A 21,545-nucleotide genomic window follows, 5' to 3' on the forward strand; every position below is an offset into this window, starting at 1 on the left:
CTAAAACCCCGTGCGAAGAAGCGCCTGCAATTCGGTCCTGGCGAGATTGCCTAGCCCCATCGTCTCAAGCGTCCGCCCCCCTCGCGCAAAATCCTCTCCGCAGACCGCGCCGCCGATGGCCAGAAAGGCTTTCGCCAGCGGCGTGGCCACCCCTGCCAGGCCAGCGATGGAGACCAGCAGCGAAAGCCCCAGCCGCAGATCCTCGCGCATATAGCGGTGCTCGGTCAGCACGATGCGTTCACGCCAGTCGCCGGAATCGGTCAGCCGATCATGCGAGCCGCGGCCATACATCCAGATCTCGCCTTCCCCAGCATAGTGGTGAGCGAGCGGAAAATGCGGCGCGCCGTATCCAAGCGCCTCGCGCACCGTGATCCGCTCGGCGTCAAGCGCGTCGGTAACCTGCCGGATCGCGGCTTGCGTTCCTTCCTTGTGAATGTCCCACCGCTCGAAATGTTCGATTGGCCCTGCGTTCATCACGATCAGCGGCGGATGGATGATGGGGCCCGCGTTCATCAGTGCCCCGGACAGCGCGTCTCCACACGGCTCGATCGCATCCGGAAACGCGCGTTCGATCACCTCTAGCGCGTGCGGCGCCCGGTCGAGGGGAAACACGCCGACCGGCAATCGTTTGGCACGGATCGTGATCGCGACCTCGAATGGCCCGTGCTTGCGGGTCAGCCAGGGCAATGTGCCAGTCTCCGCAAAGCTCGCTTTGGCGGGATTGCCGGCATCCCGCGCAGCCTGTGCGAAGATCATCGAGCCGAATGTGGCAGGTGGGAGAAACACGACCTGTGCGTCCCGCAGGTGCGGCGCAAGGAGCCGCGCAATGTCGTTCTGTGCGAAAGCGGGGGCGGGGCACAGGATCAGCTCGGTGCCGCCGATAGCCTCGGCGATATCTGTCGTCACCAGCGCCAGTTTTACGTCGTGACGGCCGTTATGGTCCTTCACCAGGATGCGCGAGCCGGCGGCGCGATGCGCTGCGACCGCCTCTGCATCACGGCGCCAGAGCCGGACCTCATGGCCCGATAGCGCGAAGTCGCCCGCGGCCGCGAAAGAACCGTTTCCCCCACCCAGAACCGCGATCTTCAAGATGCTTCTCCTTGCGCGCGCGCCTGCGCATCAAGCTGCTTCAGCAGGAAATGCTGGACCTTTCCCAGCGCGGTGCGCGGCAGGTCGGTCACGAAGACGATGTCGCGCGGAATCTTGTAACGGGCGAGCTGGATCTGAAGATGTGCTCTCAGCTCGTCCGCCTCGAGCTTGCATCCGGATCGCCGGATCACATAGGCGATCGGCACCTCGTCCCAGCGCGGGTCCGGCCTGCCGATCACGGCGCACTCGCTGACATCGGGATGCTTGAGCAGCACTCGTTCGACCTCGGCAGGATAGACGTTTTCGCCGCCGGAAATGATCATATTCTTCTTGCGATCGCGGACCCAGAAATAGCCGTCCGCATCGCACAAGCCGATATCGCCGGTACGATACCAGCCGTCGTGCAGCGCATCGCGCGTTGCATCCGCATTGCCCCAATATTCAAAGAACACGTTAGGGCCGCGCAACGCGATCTCGCCCGGCGTGCCCGCTGGCACTTCAGTACCGGCCTGATCGACCACCTTCGCCTCGCAGCACAGGCCGGCAAGTCCGGTTGATCCCGCGCGCGAAAGATCGCCGCCAAGCCGGGTGTAAACGGCAATGGGGCAAGTTTCCGTCGAGCCGTAGACCTGAAGCACCGGCACTCCGCGCGAGGCGATACGATCGATCAGGTGCAGCGGCACGATGGTCGAGCCGGTGGCGACGGCCCTTAGCGACGAGAGATCGGCGGTGGCCCAGGCGGGATGCTCGCTCACGGCCTGGATGATCGCCGGCACCATCACGGTCAGTGTTGGCCGCTCGCGCTCGATGGCTGCGAGCGCGGTGTCCGGTGTGAACCGAGCGTGGATCGTGACGGTCGCGCCCAGCTGAAGCGCCGGGGTGGTCTGGATGTTGAGGCCGCCGACGTGAAAGAACGGCAATACCGTCAGCACATGATCGTCAGACGTCATGTTGTGCATATGCTGGCTCATGACGCCGTTCCAGAACAACGCCTCCTGGCGCAGCACCGCGCCTTTCGGCCGCCCGGTGGTTCCGGACGTGTACACGATCAGCAGCGGGCAGGAGAGATCGGTATGCGGGTTGCGGCCGTTGCCTTCGCTGCGAGCCAGCAAAGCCGCGAATGTCGCGCCATGAGGTGGCGTGAAATCGAACCCGATGGCGGCTGTTCCCGATGCAAGCCCGGGAAGAACGCCCTCGAATGCTTGCTCGAGCACCAGCACCTTGGCGCCCGCATCGGTGAGAATGAAGAGCTGCTCGGCGACGGCGAGCCGCCAGTTCAGCGGCACCAGCATCGCGCCGAGTCGCGCGCATGCGTAGAGTAGAACCAGATAGTCCGGCCGGTTCAAACTCAGGATCGCGACGCGGTCGCCTCGGCCGACGCCGAGCTCCTCCTTCAAAGCCGTGGCAGTCCGCCCGATGCGTGCTGCGAATTCGCCGTAGCTCAGCCGTTCCCCCTCGAAGGAAATGGCCGTCTTATCTGGCGCGAAGGCCGCGTTGCGGTCGATCAGACTACAGAGATCCACTGTCAGTCGTCCGTTTCGCCGGCCTCGTACAGCGCCTCGCGGCCGATCCGGTCGAGGCATAGCTCCGCCGTCCAGGGCAGCATCAGCGAGCCGCAGCGGCTGTCGCGATAGATGCGCTCGAGCGGCAGCGACCGAAGCATGGCCTGACCGCCACAAGTGCGGATCGCGAGCGCCGCCAACTCGTTGGCACCCTCCATCACCGAGTATTGCGCGGCATAGGCGCGCAGCACCTGCTCCTTGCTCGGATTGGCGCAGGCTTCGGTAACGGCCTGGAACCAGATTGCCTTGATCTGCTCGAGCTTGATCTGCATCTGTGCGACCGCAATCTGCTTGGTCGGATACATCCGGCGCTTGACCGGCGGCATTCCCGGCACCTCGCCGCGTAGATAGCGCACGGTGAAATCGTAGGCGGCTTGCGCAAGGCCCATATAGGTCGGCGACAGCGTCAGGAACATGTGCGGCCAGCGCATCGCAGCCTGAAAATAGACGCCGCGCGGCATCAGCGCAGAATCCCCCGGTACGAACACGTCCTTGAACAGAAGTGTCCGGGAGACCGTTCCGCGCATACCGAGCGGATCCCAGTCCCCGACGACAGAGACACCTTTCGATTTCGCGGAGATAGCGAGGTAGAGGGTGTTGCGGCGCGAGGCCTTCTCGCCTTCCTCGATCTCGGTGCAGAGCACGCCGTAATAGTCAGCATGGCCGGACAGCGATGCAAAGATCTTCTTCCCGTTGACGATCCAGCCGCCCGCGACCGGCTTTGCTTCCGTGCCGAAGGCAACGCCACCTGCGGCCGCAGCGCCGCCCTCGGAGAAGGGCTGTGAATAGATCGCGCCGTCCTCGACGATGCGCTTGTAGTGGACGGCGCGCCGCCGCTCGTGCTCGGCGCGGGTCTCTGCGTCCATGTCGAGGTCGTCGGCAAGCGGGCCCGACCATAGTGTCGAGCAGACATGCATGTTCCAGGTGAGCGCGGTTGCGCCGCAATAGCGCCCGATCTCGGCGGCCGCCAACGCGTACGTCTGGTAGTCCGCGCCAAGGCCGCCGTGCTTCTTGGGGACGGCAATTCCGAGCAGGCCGACGCGATGCAGATCACGATAATTCTCGCTCGGGAAGACCGCCTCGCGATCGTAGGTGGCTGCACGACCGGCGAACACGCTCTGACCGATCTCTCGTGCACGCGTGATGATGCCGGCCTGCTCGTCATTCAAGCGGAATGCAACGGGATCGAAGATCGGCGCATCCAGCGCGACCTTGTCGGTTGCACGGATGTTCTTGCTGACTTGCATGGTCATTGCGCAGTCACCTTACGCTTTGGTCGCGATGGAGTTTAGGAACCGGCCGAGAGCCTCGTCAAAGGCATCGGGACGTTCGAGGTTGGCGAGGTGGCCGACGCCGGGGAGCTCGATATATTCGGCCGAAGGAATGTAGGTGGCGGTCTTCGCCATCATCGGTGCGGGCGCATTGTTGTCCCTGGAGCCGGACAAGAGCAACGTCGGCACGGAAATGTCCTTGAGCGTGCTACGCTGGTCAAACCCGATCAAGGCGAGCATCATGGCGCGATAGCTCGCCTCCGGCACGGCTGCCATGCACTCGCAAGCAAGCTCCATCCCCTTCGGATCGGGATTGTCACCGACGAGCTCCTTCACCAGGGAAGGGGCGAGCGACTTCATCGTCTCCCCGCGATCGAGCGGCCCGAGCCGTGCAGCGATGAACGATTTCTGCCAGTCGCCGTCGGCCTTGCCAAAGGCCGGGCTGGTCTGTGCCAGCACGACCGCCCGTGCAAGTCCCGGCGATTGCGCCAGCCACTTCTGAACGATCATGCCGCCGATCGAATGGCCCACCAGAATAGGCTTCGCCGCGCCGATTTGCTCGATGAATTGCTGAAGGGCATCGGCCAGGGCAGCGATGCTGACGCTGGCGAGCGGTGCAGATCCGCCATAGCCCGGCATGTCCCATGCGATCGCGCGGAAGCGGTTGCCGAATGTGGCAAGCTGCTGCCGCCAGGCCCGCGCTGCGCCGCCGATACCATGGAGGAAAATCAGAGGTATCGCGCCCGGCTCGCCTGCAGCTTCGTAGGCGAAGCGTCCGTCCTTTGTTATCATTGGCGCAGGCTGCGACACGCGACATCCTTTTGCTCGGCCAGGCGATGCTAACAGGCCTGCGGGCGATGGGAAGAGATAATTTTATACTTAAAGCAATTTTCAGGCCGGTCTTCGGCGCTGTCCTGTGTGCGACGCTTCAGCGGACGCTTCGTTGCAAAAGCTTGAAGTTTAAAATATATCGTTAGACCCGCAACTGCGTCAGGGAGAGTTAGTGCATGTCCGGATTGCCGCATTCGCCGCACGCACTGGTGACCGGTGGCGGCCGCGGCATCGGTCGTGCGATTGCAGGGGCTTTGGCTGGAGCTGGCGCCACGGTTACGGTGCTTGGGCGGAATGCCGCAACCCTCGAAGAGGCGGTCAATGCGGGAGCTGCGCACTTTGCGGCCGTCGCCGACGTCTCGGATGAAGCTGCGCTGAAGACAGCGGTGGCCGAAGCGCAAGCGCGAAAGCCGATCGATATCCTGGTCGCCAACGCGGGCAGTGCCGAATCCGCGCCGTTCTCAAAATCGGATAGTGCACTGTTTGCGCGCATGATGGACGTCAATTTCATGGGCGTGGTCCATGCCGTCCATGCTGTGTTGCCGGGGATGAAGGACCGCCCTTATGGCCGCATCGTCGCAGTTGCGTCGACTGCGGGCCTGAAGGGCTATGCCTATGTCAGCGCGTACAGTGCCGCAAAACACGCCGTGGTCGGTCTGGTGCGTTCGCTTGCTCTTGAGATGGCGGGGAGCGATGTGACCGTGAATGCGGTGTGTCCCGGCTTTACCGATACTGATCTTGTCGCCGGCAGCATCGAAAACATCATGAAGAAGACGGGACGAACCCGCGAGCAGGCAATTGCCGAACTGGCCAAGCACAATCCGCAGGGACGGCTGATCGCGCCTCAGGAGGTGGCGGACGCGGTTCTTTGGTTGTGCGGCGCTGGCGCCAGCGCGATCACCGGGCAGGCAATTGCCGTGGCCGGTGGTGAAATCTAGCGCGTACGGCGCAGTCACGGAACAAGGAAGCTTAAGGAGATCGCATGAGCAGACCAGCCAATCCCGTGACCTTGCCGCTTGCAGACTATTCGCCGCAGCATTTCCTGCTGGCCGTTGTTGAAGGTGTTGCCACCGTGACGCTCAATCGCCCCGAGCGCAAGAATCCGCTGACCTTCGAGAGCTATCGGGAGCTGACGGATTTCTTCCGCGCGTGTGCGTTCGACGACACGGTCAAGACTGTCGTCATCACCGGTGCCGGTGGCAATTTCTCGTCCGGCGGTGATGTGTTCGAGATCATCGGCCCGCTCGTGAAGATGGATACCAAGGGGCTGACGGCGTTCACGCGGATGACTGGCGACCTCGTCAAGGCGATGCGGGCCTGCCCGCAGCCGATCGTCGCCGCGGTCGAGGGCATTTGCGCTGGCGCCGGCGCGATCATTGCCATGGCTTCGGACATGCGCCTCGCGGCGAGTGGCGCCAAGGTGGCGTTCCTTTTCAACAAGGTTGGTCTTGGCGGCTGCGACATGGGCGCCTGCGCGATCCTGCCAAGGATCATCGGACAATCCCGCGCTTCCGAACTGCTCTACACCGGCCGGTTCATGACCGCTGAGGAAGGCGAGCGCTGGGGCTTCTTCAGCCGCATCGTCACGCCCGAGCAGGTGCTGCCGCAGGCGCAACTGCTGGCCAAACAGGTCGCGGACGGCCCGACCTTCGGAAACACCATGACCAAGCGCATGCTGGCCATGGAATGGGCGATGTCGGTGGAAGAGGCGATCGAGGCGGAAGCCGTTGCACAAGCGCTGTGCATGACGACGGCCGATTTCGAGCGCGCATTTGAAGCCTTCGCCAACAAGGTCAAGCCGGTCTTCAGGGGCGACTGAGCCGGCGGGCCATTCCTGCGGGAGGCCAGTGACGGGGACTTGCGCGATATTATTTTAGGGTTAAAATAATTTCGCCGGGTCAATTGGCGAGGCTCCCATGAAAGTCGCGATTATCGGTGGTGGACCTGCGGGTCTCTACGCAGCGATTCTGCTCAAGAAGCAGCGCCCGAGCGCTGATATCGCCGTGTATGAGCGTAACCGTGCCGACGACACGTTCGGTTTCGGCGTCGTGTTCTCCGACGCGACGCTCGACAATTTCGAGAAACACGATCTTCCGAGCTATCGCCGCATCACCCAGGAGTTCGCCTATTGGGACGACATCGCCGTGCATTTCCGCGGCACCGTCCACCGGGTCGGCGGTAACGGTTTTTGTGGCTGCTCGCGGCAGAAGCTGCTCCTGATCCTCCAGGAGCGCGCGCGCGAGCTCGGCGTCGTCTTGCATTTCGAAGTGGATATCGAGGACGAATCCCGCTTCGCCGATGCCGATCTCGTTCTGATCGCCGACGGCATCAACAGCCGCTTTCGCGAAAAATATGTCGATCATTTCCAGCCCGAGGTCGATCTCCGCTCCAACAAGTTCGCCTGGATGGGCTCGACCAGGCCGCTCGATGCCTTCACTTTCATCTTCCAAGAGACGGAGTGGGGCCCGTTCATCGCCCACGCCTATCAGTACGAGGCCGGGCACTCGACCTGGATTTTCGAGACTGATCCGGAGACGTTCGAGCGCGCGGGGCTGACGGGGCTGAACGAGACCCAGTCCGCCGCGCGCATGGCCGACATCTTCGGCTGGTTCCTCGACGGGCATAAGCTGCTCACCAACCGCTCGATGTGGCGCAATTTCCCGATGATCCGCAGCAAGCGCTGGGTCAAGGACAACATGGTGCTGCTCGGCGACGCCAAGGCGAGCGCGCATTTCTCGATCGGTTCCGGCACCAAGCTCGCGATGGAAGATGCGATCGCGCTATCCGAGGCGTTGAAGAGAGCGCCCAGCATCGAGGCCGCGCTGGAGGTGTACGAGCACGGTCGGCGCGAGGAGGTCGAGAAGACGCAGCATGCCGCCGACGTCTCTCTGGTCTGGTTCGAGCACGTCGATCGCTTCTGGGAGTTTGATCCGGTGCAGTTCGCCTTCGGCGTGATGACGCGCTCGAAGGCGATCACCTATGACAATCTGAAACTCCGCGCGCCGGATTTCGTTGCCGAGGTTGAGAAGTCCTTCGCAAAGCAGGTTCGTAGTAATGGCTTCGACGTCAACACCGACAGGCCGGTGGTGCCGCTGTTCCAGCCGTTCCGCCTGCGTGAGATGGAGATTGCCAATCGCGCTGTGGTGTCGCCAATGTGCATGTATTCCGCGAAGGAAGGCGTGCCGACCGACTTCCATCTGGTTCATTACGGCTCCCGCGCGATCGGCGGTGCTGGCCTGATCTTCACGGAAATGACCTGCGTCAGTCGCGACGCCCGGATCACGCCCGGTTGCGCCGGGCTGTGGAACGACGAGCAGGAGACCGCGTGGCGCCGCATCGTTGATTTCGTCCACGTCAACTCGGCTACGAAGATTTGCCTGCAACTGGGGCATGCCGGCCGCAAGGGCGCGACTAAACTGATGTGGGACGGCATGGATCGTCCGCTGGACGAGGGTGGCTGGGAGTTGTTCTCGGCGTCGCCGCTGCCCTATTTTCCTGACAGCCAGGTGCCGCGCGAGCTTGATCGCGCCGGCATGAACGCGGTGAAAGATTCGTTCGTCGCGGCGGCGGAGCGCGGCGAGCGCTGTGGCTTCGACATGCTCGAACTTCACTGTGCCCACGGGTATCTGCTTGCGAGCTTCATCTCGCCGTTGACGAACACGCGCTCCGATGACTACGGCGGCTCGCTTGCCAACCGCCTGCGATTTCCGGTTGAGGTCTTCGAGGCGCTTCGAGCGGTGTGGCCGAAGCACAAGCCGATGTCGGTGCGCATTTCCGCAACCGACTGGGCGGACGGCGGCATCACGGGCGATGACGCCGTTGCCATCGCGCGCGCCTTTGCCGAGGCCGGCGTCGATCTCGTCGATGTCTCGACTGGGCAGACCGTACGCGATGCACAGCCGGTCTACGGGCGCATGTTCCAGACGCCGTTCTCCGACCAGGTCCGCAACGAGGCGCGTGTCGCCACCATGTGTGTCGGCAACATCACGACGGCGGACCAGGCCAACACCATTTTGGCCGCTGGCCGCGCCGACCTCGTGGCGCTCGGGCGGCCGCATCTGGTCGATCCGTTCTTCACCATGAAGGCGGCGGCCTGGTACGGGGCGGACGGGGCGTTCTGCCCGCCGCAATATCTGCCCGGAAAAGAGCAGATTTTCCGCAACAGCGTGCGCGACAGGCAGGATCTCGATGAGCTGAGAATTAAGGCTAAGCCCAAGACACGGGCCGAGCTCAAGGCGGAGGCGACAAAGCCGCTTGCGGCGGAGTGACCGCCCGTGCGACGTTAACCCATTGCCTGGCGTGTTTTGAGTGGAGTTGAGGGCGATGAAGGCGATTATCGTCGGCGGCGGCATCGGTGGTCTCACCACGGCGTTGATGCTGCGCTCGCGTGGCATCGGTTGTGAAATTTTTGAGCAGGCGGACACCATCCGCGAGCTCGGCGTCGGCATCAACACATTGCCGCATGCGATGCGCGAGCTCGCAGGCCTCGGCCTGTTGCAGAAGCTCGATGACGTCGCGATCCGCACCGACCAGCTCTACTATCTCAATCGACACGGCCAGGAGGTCTGGCGCGAAGCCCGCGGCATCGACGCCGGCCACGACGTGCCGCAATTCTCGATTCACCGCGGCCGCCTCCAGGGCGTCATCCATCATGCCGTCGAGCAGCGGCTCGGGCCGGAAGCAATTCACACCGGTTGCCGCCTTGGTGCCTTCACGCAGGACGAGGGCGGCGTCACCGCTTATTTCTTCGATCGTGCTGGCGCGCACATCCACACCGCGCGCGGCGACATCCTGATCGGTGCTGACGGTATCCATTCGCGTGTCCGTGACGCGCTGTTTCCGAACGAGGGACCGCCGTGCTGGAACGGCCTGATGCTGTGGCGCGGTGCGCGCGATTGGCCGCTGTTCCTTACTGGCAAGTCGATGATCGTGGCCGGTGGCCTCAACGCCAAGGTTGTGATCTATCCGATTGCGGAAGGATCCAGCCCCGCGAGCCGCCTCACCAACTGGGCGGTGCTGGTGAAGGTCGGTGAGGGCAATGCGCCGCCGCCGCGGAAAGAGGACTGGTCGCGGCCGGGACGGCGGGAGGAGCTGATGCCGCATGTAGCGCGCTTTTCGGTGCCCTACGTCGACGTGAAGAGCCTGATCTCGGCGACGCCCGAATTCTACGAATATCCGACCTGCGACCGGGATCCCTTGCCCTATTGGTCGTCCGGGCGGGTTACGCTGCTCGGCGATGCCGCGCATCCGATGTATCCGGTCGGCTCGAACGGCGCCTCGCAGGCAATCCTCGATGCACGCTGCCTTGCCGATGCGTTGGTGCGTGCCGAGCACCCGCGCCAGGCGCTGATGGAATACGAGAAGAAACGCCTGCCGATGACCGCGGACATCGTTCGCTCCAATCGGCGCGGCGGCCCTGAGGGCGTCATCGACGCCGTCGAGCAGCTTGCGCCCGACGGCTTCGACAATGTCGACAACGTGCTGAGCTATTCCCAGCGTGAGGCGATCGTGCGCGGCTACGCGACCAAGGCCGGCTTCGCCGCCGTGCCGGGCCTCGCGGCAGTGCGCGCTTAAACCCGCTGCTAGCCGCCGGGAGGCGGCGGCAGGAAGTGGATGTTGAACTCGGCGGCCAGCGCCACCACGTCCTCGGGCTTCTGTTCCTTCATGTTGTGGAGGCCCCAGAACAGGTCGAACAGCTTGCGGGTCGGAGAGACCCAGAACAGCACCTTTGCGGTCTGCTCCGACTTGTTGAAGATGCCGTGCGGCACGCCCATGCCGAGGCGAACCAGATCGCCCGGAGTCGCCTGCGACTCGGAATTGCCAAGCATGAAATCGAGCTTGCCCTCCAGCATGTAGAGATACTCATCCTGATCGGGATGGATGTGCGGCGGCACGAACGTGCCCGGCGGCAGCGTCGCGTGCCAGGAGAAGCTGTTCTCGCTATTGCTCTTCGGCACATAAGTCTGGCCGAGGATGTTCCAGGAAATGCCCTGGATACCCTCGTTGGCCCGCGTGATGCCGGTGATTTCACTTTTCATGCAGTTCTCCCTTTAACGCGACGCGCAGCTTCAGTTTGCCGCCTTGCAGTCCTTGGCGTAGCGGTCGCCGTAATTCTCAAACACTTTCTGAACGATCTCGGTCTGGAACTTGCCGTCCGGACGTTTGGCGACCTTGGTCAGATAGAAATCCTGGATCGGATAGCCGTTGGTGTTGAACTTGAAGGCGCCGCGCAGCGAGGTGAAGTCGGCTTTCTTCAAGGCGGCCGCGACCGCATCCTTGTTCGAGAGGTCGCCCTTCACGGCCTTGATGGCGCTGTCGATCAGCATTGCGGCGTCATAGGCCTGGAAGGCGTAGGTGCCGGGCACCACGTTATAGGCGGCCTCGTAGGCGGCAACGAATTTCTTGTTCTGGGGATTGTCGAGATTGGGCGCCCAGTTCGCGCCGCCGAACATGCCGACCGCGGCATCCTGCTGCGCCGGCAGCGTCGATTCATCCACCGTGAACGCCGAGAGCACCGGAATGCTGTCGGCAAGACCGGCCTGCTTGTACTGCTTGACGAGATTGACGCCCAGACCGCCGGGCATGAACGTGAAGAGTGCATCGGGCTTCTGCGAGGAAATCTTGGAAAGCTCCGGCTGGAAGTCCAGCGTGTTCAGCGGCATGTAGGACTCTTCGACGATCTCGCCCTTGTAGTCGAGCTTGAAGCCGGCCACTGAATCCTTTCCGGCCTGATAGTTCGGCACCATCAGGTACATGCGCTTGTAACCGCGATCCTGCGCCACCTTGCCGAGGATCTCGTGCACTTGATCGTTCTGATATGATGTCACGTAGAAGAACGGGTTGCAGTCCTTGCCCGCAAAAGTCGACGGTCCGGCATTGGGGCTGATCAGGAAGGTCTTGGATTCCGTGACGGGCCGATGGATGGCCTGGAGAATGTTGGAAAAGATCGGGCCGACCACGAAGTCGACCTTGTCGCGTTCGAGCAGCCCCTTGACCTTGGTCACAGCCGCGTCCGGCTTCAGCTCATCGTCGACCACGACGACCTCGACATCGCGGCCGCCCATCTTGCTGCCAAGGTTCTTCACGCCTAGCGCAAAGCCGTCGCGAACCTGCTGGCCAAGCGCGGCTGCAGGTCCCGACAGGGTCACGATCACGCCCAGCTTGATCTTTTCCTGGGCGAGGGCAGGGCTGATCGCGGTGCCTAGCAGCAAGGCCGCTGCGGTCAAGGTCAATTGCGTCTTCATGATCCGTCCCCCGTGACATCAGGGCTTGCGTCGCAAGCCGCGTGCTCCGATCCAAGCTTATGCCGATGATGGCTGCCGCGGCAAGCAAGGCCGCGACGTCGCGCCATCGCAGGCAGCGTTCATGCAAGCGCCGCGCCAATTGCTTGAAGCTTAAAGAAATTGGCGTGCGGTCGATTGTTGCAGCTTTAGGCTTGCGGTCGCTGCGGATTTATTTGAAGCTCAAAACGTTGGGGAATACATGCCGGCGCCAATGCCGGCCGTGCGTGACTGCATCAAGATGCTCGATTCCGAGACAAAAGCCGTCGAGACGCCGGAGGATCATGCCGAGGAGCTTCGGTTATGGCTGCGGCTGCTCACCTGCACGACCCTGATCGAGGGCGAAGTGCGCGGCCGGCTGCGGCAGCGCTTCGATGTCACGTTGCCTCGCTTCGATCTGATGGCGCAGCTCGACAAGGCACCCGACGGCATGACTCTGTCCGACGTCTCCAAGCGCATGATGGTGTCGAACGGCAACGTCACCGGCCTCGTCGAGCGGCTCGTCGAATCCGGCCATCTCGACCGGCGGACCTCGGAGACGGACCGCCGGGTCCAGGTGATCCGTCTCACAAAACTCGGCCGCGCCGAGTTCCGCAGGATGGCTGCGGAGCACGAGACCTGGATCGCCGATCTGTTCGCCGACCTGACGCCGAAGGATGTGCGCGAGCTGATGAGGCTCCTCGCCAAGACCAAGGCGTCGGCGCAGAAATCGGCTGCACGCCGCCGGTCCTAAGCCCGCGGGCTGCGGGTCCGCCAATCCCACTCTGCCGCAGGAAAATGCATGGGATGCCCAAAATCCACTATTGCGCCGAATTGCTTTAAGCCTAAAATGTTTCCCAGATAGTGCTGCCGGGTGCTTTCCATGCGCAAAGGAGCGTGCGATGGCCAACGCCGCCAAGGTTCAAGTCTCGGGCTCGCATGACGGCAACGCCGCGACGGCCCATGTCGATACGTTCGCGCGGCAGCACCTGCCGCCGCGGGAGTTTTGGCCCGAGTTCATCTTCACGCGGCCGGAACTGCAATATCCTCCGCGATTGAATTGCGTCAGCTATTTCCTCGACCGCTGGGTCGAAGAGGGCCATGGCGATGCGCCCTGCGTCATGAGTCCCGCCGTCAGCTACACCTATCGCGAACTGCAGGCGCTCGTGAACCGCATCGCCAACGTGCTGGTCGGCGAGCTGGGTCTCGTGACCGGCGGCCGCGTACTGCTGCGCTCTGCCAATAGTCCGATGATGGTCGCGACCTATCTTGCGGTGATCAAGGCAGGGGGCATTTGCGTTGCAACGATGCCGCTGTTGCGCGCCAAGGAGCTGTCCTTTCCGATCCAGAAGGCGGAAATCACACTCGCGCTCTGCGACGGAAAACTTTCCGACGAGATGGAGAAGGCGAAGGCGTCGGCGCCCGGGCTCCAGCGCGTGGTCTATTGGGGCAATGGCGCCGCTGACTCGCTCGAGGCCTTGATCGCTGACGCAAGCCCCGATTTCTCCGCGGTCGATACCGCCTCCGACGACATCTGCCTGATCGCCTTCACGTCCGGCACGACCGGCGATCCCAAAGGCACTATGCATTTTCACCGGGACATGCTGGCAGTCTGCGACGGTTATGCGCGCAACATCTTGCGCGCGGAGCAGACGGATCGCTTCGTCGGCTCGGCACCGCTCGCGTTCACCTTCGGCTTCGGTGGCGTGCTGTTCCCGATGCACATTGGCGCCTCCTTTGTCGTGCTGGAGAAGACGACTCCAGACGACATCCTGACCGCGATCGAGCACTACAAGACCACGGTCTGCTTTACGGCGCCGACCGCATATCGCGCCATGATCGGCAAACTTGCGGGCCGCGACATTTCCTCGCTGCGCAAATGCGTCTCCGCCGGTGAGACCCTTCCCAAGCCGACATTCGATGCCTGGCTCAAGGCCACCGGCATCAAGCTGATGGATGGCATCGGCTCGACCGAGATGCTGCACATCTTCATCAGTGCGACCGAGGATGAGATCAGGCCGGGCGCGACCGGCAAGCCGGTGCCGGGTTACGACGCCAAGATCGTCGATGACGCCGGCGAGGACATGCCGCCGGGCACGATGGGCCGTCTGGCCGTGCGCGGACCGACTGGCTGCCGCTATCTCTCCGACGATCGGCAGCGTAAATACGTCCAGAACGGCTGGAATATCACCGGCGACACCTATCTGATGGATAGCGACGGCTATTTCTGGTATCAGTCGCGCTCCGACGACATGATCGTGTCGGCCGGCTACAACATCGCAGGAACGGATGTCGAGGCGGCGCTGCTGACGCATCCCTCCGTCATCGAGTGCGGCGTGGTTGGAGCACCGGACGAGGCGCGCGGAATGATCGTGAAGGCCTACGTCATTGCCGCGCCCGGGGTGACGCCGGATGCTCAGCTGGCGGCCGAGTTGCAGGATTATGTCAAACGCGAGATCGCGCCGTACAAATATCCGCGCGCGATCGAGTTCGTGACGCAGCTCCCCAAGACCGAGACCGGCAAATTGAAGCGCTTTGCCCTGCGGCAACTGGCGCAGGCCGCCGTGACGTCATCGGGCGTCGCGGCAGAATGAAAAGGATCGAGAATTGTCCGTGACGACGCCGAAAGGCCCTCAGCTTGCGGTGCTGCCGAACGCAGCCGAAGATGGCATTCGTTCTGGAGCGCAGGTGCTTCAGCCTTCCGGCTGGCCTGTGCCGAAGGGCTATGCGAACGGAATGGTGGCTGAAGGGCGCATCGTCGTCACCGGCGGTGTGATCGGCTGGGACGCCGAAGAGCGTCTCGCGGATGGCTTCGTCGCGCAGGTACGCCAGACCCTGAGCAACATCGCCGCGATTCTGGCCGAGGCCGGTGCCCGGCCCGAGCACCTTGTTCGTCTGACCTGGTATGTCGTCGACATGGACGAATATCTGGCGAACCTGAAGGATCTGGGCAGGGTCTACCGAGCCACCTTCGGTGCGCACTATCCCGCGATGGCGCTCCTTCAGGTCGTGCGTCTCGTCGAGAAGACAGCGCGGGTGGAGATCGAGGCCACCGCCGTCATTCCCAACTGAGTCGAGCCTCAGCCCGCCTTGGCGAGATCGTCGTCCTCGGGCGAGTTCAGATAGACGCCCGACATGGTGTCGACCCAGCACAGATGGTCGTGGACCTTCTTCACGCCTTCCACGTTCTCTGCCGCGACGACCGCGGCCTGCCGCGTGCGTTCCTCGGTGATCACGCCGCTGAGATGAACGATGCCGTCGCGGACGATGACGTTCAGCCCGAACGGGCACCAGTCGTTCTTCTCCATCGTCTCGATGATGCGGCCGCGAATGTGATCGTCGTTGGCGGTCGGATCCGGCACCTCGCGGGCGAGGCCAGCGACCGCCTGCAGCAGGTTGGCGCGGGAGACGATTCCGACCACCTTGTCGCCGCGTACCACCGGCAGGCGTTTCACGTTGTTCCGCTCCATGAGATCGACGATCTCCGCAAGCGCGGTATCCTCGGTGATGGTGACTGGTTTGGCGGTCATCACTTCCGAGACCTTGCGGCCGTGCTCGTGCACGAAATCGCTGGCGGACTTGCCGGGCCCGAGGATGAACCGTAGCCAGCGCCCGCGCTTGCGGCCGGTGCCGATCTCGCTGCGGCGGATGAAGTCCCCTTCCGAGACGACGCCGACCAGCTTGCCACTATCGTCAACCACGGTGAGGCCGCTAATGTGCCTCTTCAGCATGATGTTTGCCGCTTCGACGATACTGGTATCGGGGGTAACCGAGATGACCGATCGGGTCATGATTTGGTGGGCGCGCATGGGTGACTCCGCAAATTCGACGAATTTCGATGAAAAGGAGCCTAATTCACGCATCGAGGTCCGTTTTGACTCAGGTCAAGCGGGGTGAAGCCGGCCAAGGCGATGAAGCAATCGTGATTGGCGGGCGAAGTTGATGCAGCTCAACGGCACCTGAAGCGAGCCGCCATATCCTGGCAAAGTCCGAAACCGTAAAGTGCGCAGGAATATTCAGCCATGAGCGTCGTGCAGCTTGTCCCACGAGCCGATCAACCGGCTGAAGAGCCCTCCGTCAATCCTGTCGCGAGCGTCGCCCCTCCGGCCGAAAAGCCGGCGACGCAACCGGCGTCAGCGCCAGAACCATACCCGCTCGACCGCGCATTTCACGCCATGCTGGCGCAGTTCACGGGCGGGATTTCGCCGGTAGCCCTGTCGCTTGCCTGGCTCGATTGGAGTTCGCATCTCGCCGCAGCGCCGCAGCGACAAACGGAGATCATCAAGAACGCCGTTCGCGACACCGGGCGGTTCGTGGAGGCCGCGCTGCACGCGACGTCGCCGGATCGGAAGCCATGGTCGGTGATCCAGCCGCAGCGACGGGATCGCCGCTTCAGGGAACCGCAGTGGGAGACCGCGCCGTTCAACATGATGGCGCAGGCCTTCCTGCTCGGAGAGCGCTGGTGGCACGATGCCGCGACTGGAGTACGCGGCGTTGCGCCTGCGAATGAAGCCGTCGTCGAATTCGCGACACGCCAGATGCTCGACATATTCGCGCCGTCGAACTTCGCGGCGACAAATCCGGAAGTGCTCGAAAAGGCCTTTCAGAGCGGCGGCGAGAACTTCGTCTTCGGTTTGCAGAATTGGTGCAACGATTTGATGCGGCTGCTTTCCGCCGCAAAACCGTCTAGCAACGAGCAATTCGTGGTCGGCAAGACGGTCGCGGCGTCTCCCGGAAAGGTCGTCTACCGCAACGAGCTGATCGAACTGATTCAGTATTATCCGACGACCGCGCAGGTGCGGCCCGAGCCGATCCTGATCGTGCCGGCCTGGATCATGAAGTACTATATCCTCGATCTATCTCCGCACAATTCGTTGGTGCGCTATCTCACCGGTCAGGGCTTCACCGTGTTCGCTATCTCATGGCGCAACCCGGATGCCAAGGATCGGGATGTTGCCTTCGATGACTATCGCAAGTCAGGCGTCATGGCTGCGCTGGACACGATCGGCCGGATCGTGCCGGGCCGGGCAATCCATGCGCTCGGCTATTGTCTGGGCGGCACGTTGCTGTCGATCGCCGCCGCGGCGATGGCGCGCGACGGCGACAAGCGATTGGGCACCATCTCGCTGCTTGCCGCGCAGACGGATTTCACCGAGGCCGGCGAGCTGACGCTCTTCATCAACGAGAGCCAGGTTGCGTTCCTCGAAGACATGATGTGGAAACGCGGTTATCTCGATACGACGCAGATGGCCGGCGCGTTTGCGCTGCTGCGATCCAACGATCTGATCTGGTCGCGGCTGTCGCACGACTATCTGATGGGAGAGGCGTCGTCGTCGAGCGACCTGATGGCCTGGAATGCCGACGCCACGCGACTGCCTTATCGCATGCACTCGGAATATCTGCGCAAGCTGTTCCTCGACAATGATCTGGCCGAAGGCCATTACCGCGTCGATGACAGGAATATCTCGCTTTCGGATATCCATGCGCCGATGTTCGTGGTTGGCACGCTCGCCGATCATGTGGCGCCGTGGCGATCCGTCTACAAGCTCCACTATCAGGTCGACGCTGACGTGACGTTCCTGTTGACCAGCGGCGGTCACAATGCCGGTGTCGTCGCGGCTCCGGAGGAACCCGGCCACAGCTATCAGGTGATGACCAAGGCCGCGGATGCGCCCTATGTCGGTCCCGATGAATGGCTGAAGCTGGCGCCACATGTCGAGGGATCGTGGTGGCCGGAGTGGAGCAAATGGCTCGCCGCCCGCTCAGGCGAGCCCTGCGATCCACCGCAGATTGGGCTGGGGGACGGCTCCGGCCTGCCCGACGCACCTGGAGACTACGTCCACACCTAGTCCTCGGGCTCCGCATTCGGCGCAAGGTCTGAAGAGCGGAACGGCTTGGCCCTGTCCAGCTTTCGATAGGCTTCCGAGGCGGTTCGCAGCAGCTTCTTTTCCCGCTTGCGGTCGAGGAAGCGAATGCCCGCCCCGGGGATGGCCTCGTTCAATGATGCCGCCAGGATCTGTCCGCGCGCATCGTCGTTCAGCTGTCCGAGGGATCTTTGCGCCTTGCGTAATTTCTTGAGAATCGACTTCTGCTTCACCAACGATTCATCGGCGAACAGGTCCTGGAGCGACTCGATCGAATAGGTCAGCCGCTTGTTGAGAAGCCGCAGCTTGTGCCGCTTCTCGACGTCGAGCTTGCGAAGCTTCCGCGCCTTCTTGAGCAGCGTCGTTTCCCATGCGGTGAGTTGCGCCGTCGCGTGGTCGGCAAGCGTCCGGCGCCGCAATCTGATGGCCTCCTTGCTGCGCCGGGTCGACCAGGGACCGCTTTCGATCCAGGCCGAGGTCTGCTCGACCAGGCGCCGATAGCGCGCGGAGTGCAGCGCGCGCGCCAGCAGGCGATGGCTCTCGGCGCGCTTGTCGTCCCAGTGCCGCAGCTCGGCGATCACGGCGAGCTCCTCGCCGCTCTCGGCGACGACGCGTTCGATCGCCACGTCGAGGTCCCGCACCATGCCGAGCTGGCTGTTCAGCCATTTCAGTCCGGCCCAGACCGCCGGTCGTCGTGTGTCATCGACCATCGGCGAGAAGAAGCGGATGGCGGTGCGCAGATGCGTGAGTGCAATCCGGATCTGATGCAGCGCCTCCTGATCGCCGCGGCAGGTGCCATCGTGCTGGGCCAGGACGGCATCGAGATGACGGCGAGCGATGATCCGGAACGCGGTGTCGCAGGCCATGCCGGGGCTGAGGCGACCGGGCAGGGCATTACGGCGCACCGCCGGATTGACGCGGGCGGTCGCTGTCGAGCGCGTGGTGGGGCGCGATATCGTGGTCCGCGTCACTCAGATTGCCTTACCTGCCCCTCAGCGATCGCGTCCCGGCAATTCTGGAGCGTTTGCCCTGGTGTCCCGGATGCATCGATGGTCGTCCAACCGACATGGCCGATATTATAGTGCTCTTGCCGCGCGGCAACCTCTTGCGTGGCGTCGGATGCGTCGCCCCGGCGGCCGCCGATCCGGTCCTGTCGGGTCGCGAGGTCTGCGACCAGGAATAGTCCGTTGAGCGGCACGCCGCACGCGCGCGCCAGCGCAGCCAAATCGTCCCGTTCGGATTCGCGTGCAAACACAGCATCGACGATGACGGAATGGCCTTGCGCCAGCACCTGCCGGGCGCGCTGCATCAGCACCTCGTACACGCGCGCTGTCACGTCAGGCCGGTACGTGGAGGGGGGCAACCGGTCGGTGTGCCCTACCTGAAACAGTTGCTTGCGAATGACGTCGCTTCGCACCACGACGGCGCCCGGTCGCGGCGCGACGGTGGGGGCCAGCGCGCGGGCGAGCACGGACTTGCCGGTGCCCGACAGTCCGCCAACCGCGATCAGGCGAGGGGCGGGCGGATGAATCAAGGTTCGGGCGAGCTCGAAATAGCGGCGCGCCTCGCTGAGAATTTCGGGACGGTCGGCATTGGGCCGGCTCAGCCTCGCCAGCGCCACCTGCGCCCGGATCGACGCGCGGATGGACATGAACAGCGGCAGCGCGGCCAGGGCGTCGAGGGTCTCGACGGGTGCGTTGATCAGATACTGGTTGAGGACCGCATTGGCTGCGTCTGCCTGATCGTAGCGCAGCAGATCCATCAGGGTGAACGCGAGATCGTAGAGCACGTCCACGGTTGCCATCTGCGCATCGAATTCGATCGCGTCGAACAGGACGGGCTGCCGGTCGATCAGCACGATATTGGCAAGATGCAGATCGCCGTGACAGCGGCGCACGGAGCCGTGGAGAGCGCGTTGCTCCAGCGTGGCACGGAGGTTCAGGAAGGCCAGATGGGAGGCTTTGCCGAGCTGTTCGATGGCTGTCGCTTCAAGATGATCGCCGTTGCTCAGGCCGGTGCCGTTGCCGTCGATCAGGGCAGGAATGGAGTTGATCCACGCCGCGCCGTCGGCAACCGTCGCCCTGGCATGCGATGATGCGATCGCATCGGCGATGGCCAGGGCCAGCTCGGCGCCCAGCGGGCCAGCCTTCGCCAAATGGTCCAGCGTCCGGTTCTCATCGAAGCGCGACATGTCGACCGCATACTCGATCGGCCGTCCGCGGCCGTCGATCTTTACCGATCCATCGGGCTCCTCCGTGATCGCCACGACACGGTGATAGATTTGCGGGGCGAGCGGGCGGTTGATCCTGATCTCTTCCTCGCAGGCCGCCTTGCGCTTGTCGAGCGTCGAATAATCGAGGAATGGAAACTTGACGGCGCGCTTGATCTTCAGCGCGCGGTCGCCGTCCAGGAATACCGAGGCGCCATGCGTGTCGATCCGCACCACGCCGGTGTGTGCGGTGAGGGTCTGGAAAATCCGTTCCTGGGCCGCAGTTTCATCCGTCATCGAAGCAGGCATCCGAAGCACTCAGGGCGTCAGCACGGCCGCGCCGAGAATCTGGCCGTCGCGCAGCATGCTCAGAACCTCGTTCGCCTGATCGAGCGGAAATGCCGTCGTCTCGGTGCGCACGCCGGCTTGCGGGGCGATCTTGAGAAAATCGAGGCCATCCTGCCGGGTCAGATTGGCGACCGAGACCAGCTGCCGTTCCTCCCAGAGCAGATCATACGGAAAACTCGGAATGTCGGTCATGTGGATGCCGGCGCACACGACGCGACCGCCTTTGCGCACGGCGCGCAACGCGGCGGGTACCAGCTCGCCGGCCGGTGCGTAGATGATGGCGGCGTCGAGCGGCTCGTCGGGCATTTCGTCAGAAGCTCCCGCCCAGGCAGCGCCGAGACGTCGGGCAAGACCTTGCGCCGCGCCGTCACCGCGCCGCGTGAATGCATAAACGGATCGCCCCTGCCAGACCGCGATTTGCGCGATGATGTGGCCGGCGGCGCCAAAGCCGTAGAGGCCTAACCTCTCCGCATGGCCGGCCAGCACCAGCGAGCGCCAGCCGATCAGCCCTGCGCACAGCAGAGGAGCCATCTCCACGTCATTGCCGGCCTCGCCGAGCGGAAATGCATAACGTGCATCGGCGATGGTGTGGGTAGCGTAGCCGCCGTCGCGCGTGTAGCCGGTGAACATCGGGCTGTCACACAGGTTTTCCATGCCTTCCCGGCAGAATCGACAATTTCCGCAGGTGAAACCGAGCCAGGGAATGCCGACCCGGTCACCGGCCGCATGTGTCGCAACATTGGGACCGACGAGATCAACCCGGCCAATGATCTCGTGGCCGGGCACGATCGGATAGCGAATGTCAGGCAGCTCGGCGTCGATGAGGTGAAGATCGGTCCGACATACCCCGCAAGCGGTGATCTTCACCCGGATCTGCCCCTCGCCGGGCACCGGATCGGGCCGCTCCTCCATGCGGAGCCGCGCTCGTGGGGACGGCAACACCATCGCACGCATAAGTCTCTCCGAGGCGAACCGCTCCGACACGATTATCCATAGAACGGCCGAGTGGCCAGTCCTTGACTTCGGTCAACACGCGGCGCCGGCTGACCGCATCGAGTCAAGCGCTTGACGAGGATCAAGCGTCGCGAGGGGAGCCGGCCTATTTTGATGGC

At 63.4% G+C, this 21,545-nt stretch carries 18 protein-coding genes; 8 read left to right on the forward strand and 10 right to left on the reverse strand.

From position 1 onward, the window contains the following. From WHZ77_RS10180 to WHZ77_RS10195, 4 genes are read right to left on the reverse strand one after another with little or no spacing between them, the layout of a single operon-like run. The gene (locus WHZ77_RS10180) at positions 1–1,089 is read right to left on the reverse strand and encodes an NAD/NADP octopine/nopaline dehydrogenase family protein (RefSeq protein ID WP_375313552.1); all 1,089 of its coding nucleotides are present in this window, start codon (positions 1,087–1,089) and stop codon (positions 1–3) included. Next, positions 1,086–2,612 carry a class I adenylate-forming enzyme family protein gene (locus tag WHZ77_RS10185; protein WP_375313553.1) on the reverse strand — a complete coding sequence of 509 codons (1,527 nt, stop codon included), beginning with the start codon at positions 2,610–2,612 and terminating at the stop codon, positions 1,086–1,088. Before WHZ77_RS10185 ends, WHZ77_RS10180 begins: the two co-directional genes overlap by 4 nt. Before the next feature lie 2 nt (positions 2,613–2,614). Then, positions 2,615–3,904, reverse strand: a complete 1,290-nt coding sequence (locus WHZ77_RS10190) for an acyl-CoA dehydrogenase family protein (RefSeq protein ID WP_375313554.1) — start codon at positions 3,902–3,904, stop codon at positions 2,615–2,617. A 12-nt stretch (positions 3,905–3,916) separates the two neighbouring features. After that, positions 3,917–4,714, reverse strand: coding sequence for an alpha/beta fold hydrolase (locus WHZ77_RS10195; RefSeq protein ID WP_375313555.1), 798 nt, complete (start codon positions 4,712–4,714; stop codon positions 3,917–3,919). Between the two features lie 215 nt (positions 4,715–4,929). Here WHZ77_RS10195 and WHZ77_RS10200 point away from each other — a divergent pair, with 215 nt between their 5' ends. From WHZ77_RS10200 to WHZ77_RS10215, 4 genes are all read left to right on the forward strand, one after another. Next, positions 4,930–5,691: an SDR family NAD(P)-dependent oxidoreductase gene (locus WHZ77_RS10200; RefSeq protein WP_375313556.1), complete on the forward strand. Its 762-nt coding sequence runs from the start codon at positions 4,930–4,932 to the stop codon at positions 5,689–5,691. A 44-nt stretch (positions 5,692–5,735) separates the two neighbouring features. After that, entirely contained in the window at positions 5,736–6,572 is an 837-nt protein-coding gene (locus WHZ77_RS10205) for an enoyl-CoA hydratase family protein (protein WP_375313557.1), read from the forward strand. A gap of 97 nt (positions 6,573–6,669) precedes the next feature. After that, on the forward strand, positions 6,670–9,021 hold the full coding sequence (locus WHZ77_RS10210) for a bifunctional salicylyl-CoA 5-hydroxylase/oxidoreductase (protein WP_375313558.1): 2,352 nt from the start codon (positions 6,670–6,672) through the stop codon (positions 9,019–9,021). A 55-nt stretch (positions 9,022–9,076) separates the two neighbouring features. After that, a complete protein-coding gene (locus tag WHZ77_RS10215) occupies positions 9,077–10,327 on the forward strand; it encodes a flavin-dependent oxidoreductase (protein ID WP_375313559.1) in 1,251 nt (416 codons plus the stop codon). An 8-nt stretch (positions 10,328–10,335) separates the two neighbouring features. Here the strand turns inward: WHZ77_RS10215 and WHZ77_RS10220 are convergent, their stop codons facing one another. Both WHZ77_RS10220 and WHZ77_RS10225 read right to left on the reverse strand, forming a co-directional pair. Continuing rightward, entirely contained in the window at positions 10,336–10,791 is a 456-nt protein-coding gene (locus WHZ77_RS10220; RefSeq protein WP_375313560.1) for a cupin domain-containing protein, read from the reverse strand. Between the two features lie 30 nt (positions 10,792–10,821). Beyond that, a complete protein-coding gene (locus tag WHZ77_RS10225) occupies positions 10,822–11,997 on the reverse strand; it encodes an ABC transporter substrate-binding protein (RefSeq protein ID WP_375313561.1) in 1,176 nt (391 codons plus the stop codon). 250 nt (positions 11,998–12,247) lie between these two features. Between WHZ77_RS10225 and WHZ77_RS10230 the strand changes: the two genes are divergently transcribed. The 3 genes from WHZ77_RS10230 (at position 12,248) to WHZ77_RS10240 (ending at position 15,084) form a co-directional block, all read left to right on the forward strand. Continuing rightward, positions 12,248–12,766 carry a MarR family winged helix-turn-helix transcriptional regulator gene (locus tag WHZ77_RS10230; protein WP_162006219.1) on the forward strand — a complete coding sequence of 173 codons (519 nt, stop codon included), beginning with the start codon at positions 12,248–12,250 and terminating at the stop codon, positions 12,764–12,766. A gap of 148 nt (positions 12,767–12,914) precedes the next feature. Further along, positions 12,915–14,606, forward strand: coding sequence for a benzoate-CoA ligase family protein (locus WHZ77_RS10235; RefSeq protein ID WP_375313562.1), 1,692 nt, complete (start codon positions 12,915–12,917; stop codon positions 14,604–14,606). Between the two features lie 19 nt (positions 14,607–14,625). Further along, on the forward strand, positions 14,626–15,084 hold the full coding sequence (locus WHZ77_RS10240; RefSeq protein ID WP_375313563.1) for a RidA family protein: 459 nt from the start codon (positions 14,626–14,628) through the stop codon (positions 15,082–15,084). An 8-nt stretch (positions 15,085–15,092) separates the two neighbouring features. On the opposite strand, the gene WHZ77_RS10245 is transcribed toward WHZ77_RS10240, so the two are convergent. Further along, positions 15,093–15,821, reverse strand: coding sequence for a CBS domain-containing protein (locus WHZ77_RS10245; RefSeq protein ID WP_015684744.1), 729 nt, complete (start codon positions 15,819–15,821; stop codon positions 15,093–15,095). A 213-nt stretch (positions 15,822–16,034) separates the two neighbouring features. Between WHZ77_RS10245 and WHZ77_RS10250 the strand changes: the two genes are divergently transcribed. Next, a complete protein-coding gene (locus WHZ77_RS10250; RefSeq protein ID WP_375313564.1) occupies positions 16,035–17,861 on the forward strand; it encodes a PHA/PHB synthase family protein in 1,827 nt (608 codons plus the stop codon). Here WHZ77_RS10250 and WHZ77_RS10255 read toward each other — a convergent pair. From WHZ77_RS10255 to WHZ77_RS10265, 3 genes are read right to left on the reverse strand one after another with little or no spacing between them, the layout of a single operon-like run. Then, positions 17,858–18,832, reverse strand: a complete 975-nt coding sequence (locus WHZ77_RS10255) for a CHAD domain-containing protein (protein WP_375314697.1) — start codon at positions 18,830–18,832, stop codon at positions 17,858–17,860. The genes WHZ77_RS10250 and WHZ77_RS10255 overlap by 4 nt on opposite strands. Positions 18,833–18,843: 11 nt before the next feature. Continuing rightward, positions 18,844–20,382 carry an AAA family ATPase gene (locus tag WHZ77_RS10260; protein ID WP_375313565.1) on the reverse strand — a complete coding sequence of 513 codons (1,539 nt, stop codon included), beginning with the start codon at positions 20,380–20,382 and terminating at the stop codon, positions 18,844–18,846. A gap of 21 nt (positions 20,383–20,403) precedes the next feature. Continuing rightward, positions 20,404–21,387 carry a zinc-dependent alcohol dehydrogenase family protein gene (locus tag WHZ77_RS10265; protein ID WP_375313566.1) on the reverse strand — a complete coding sequence of 328 codons (984 nt, stop codon included), beginning with the start codon at positions 21,385–21,387 and terminating at the stop codon, positions 20,404–20,406. Positions 21,388–21,545: the final 158 nt, after the last annotated feature.

Origin of the sequence: Bradyrhizobium sp. A5 (genome assembly GCF_042076515.1) — a bacterium.
GTDB lineage: Bacteria > Pseudomonadota > Alphaproteobacteria > Rhizobiales > Xanthobacteraceae > Bradyrhizobium > Bradyrhizobium cosmicum.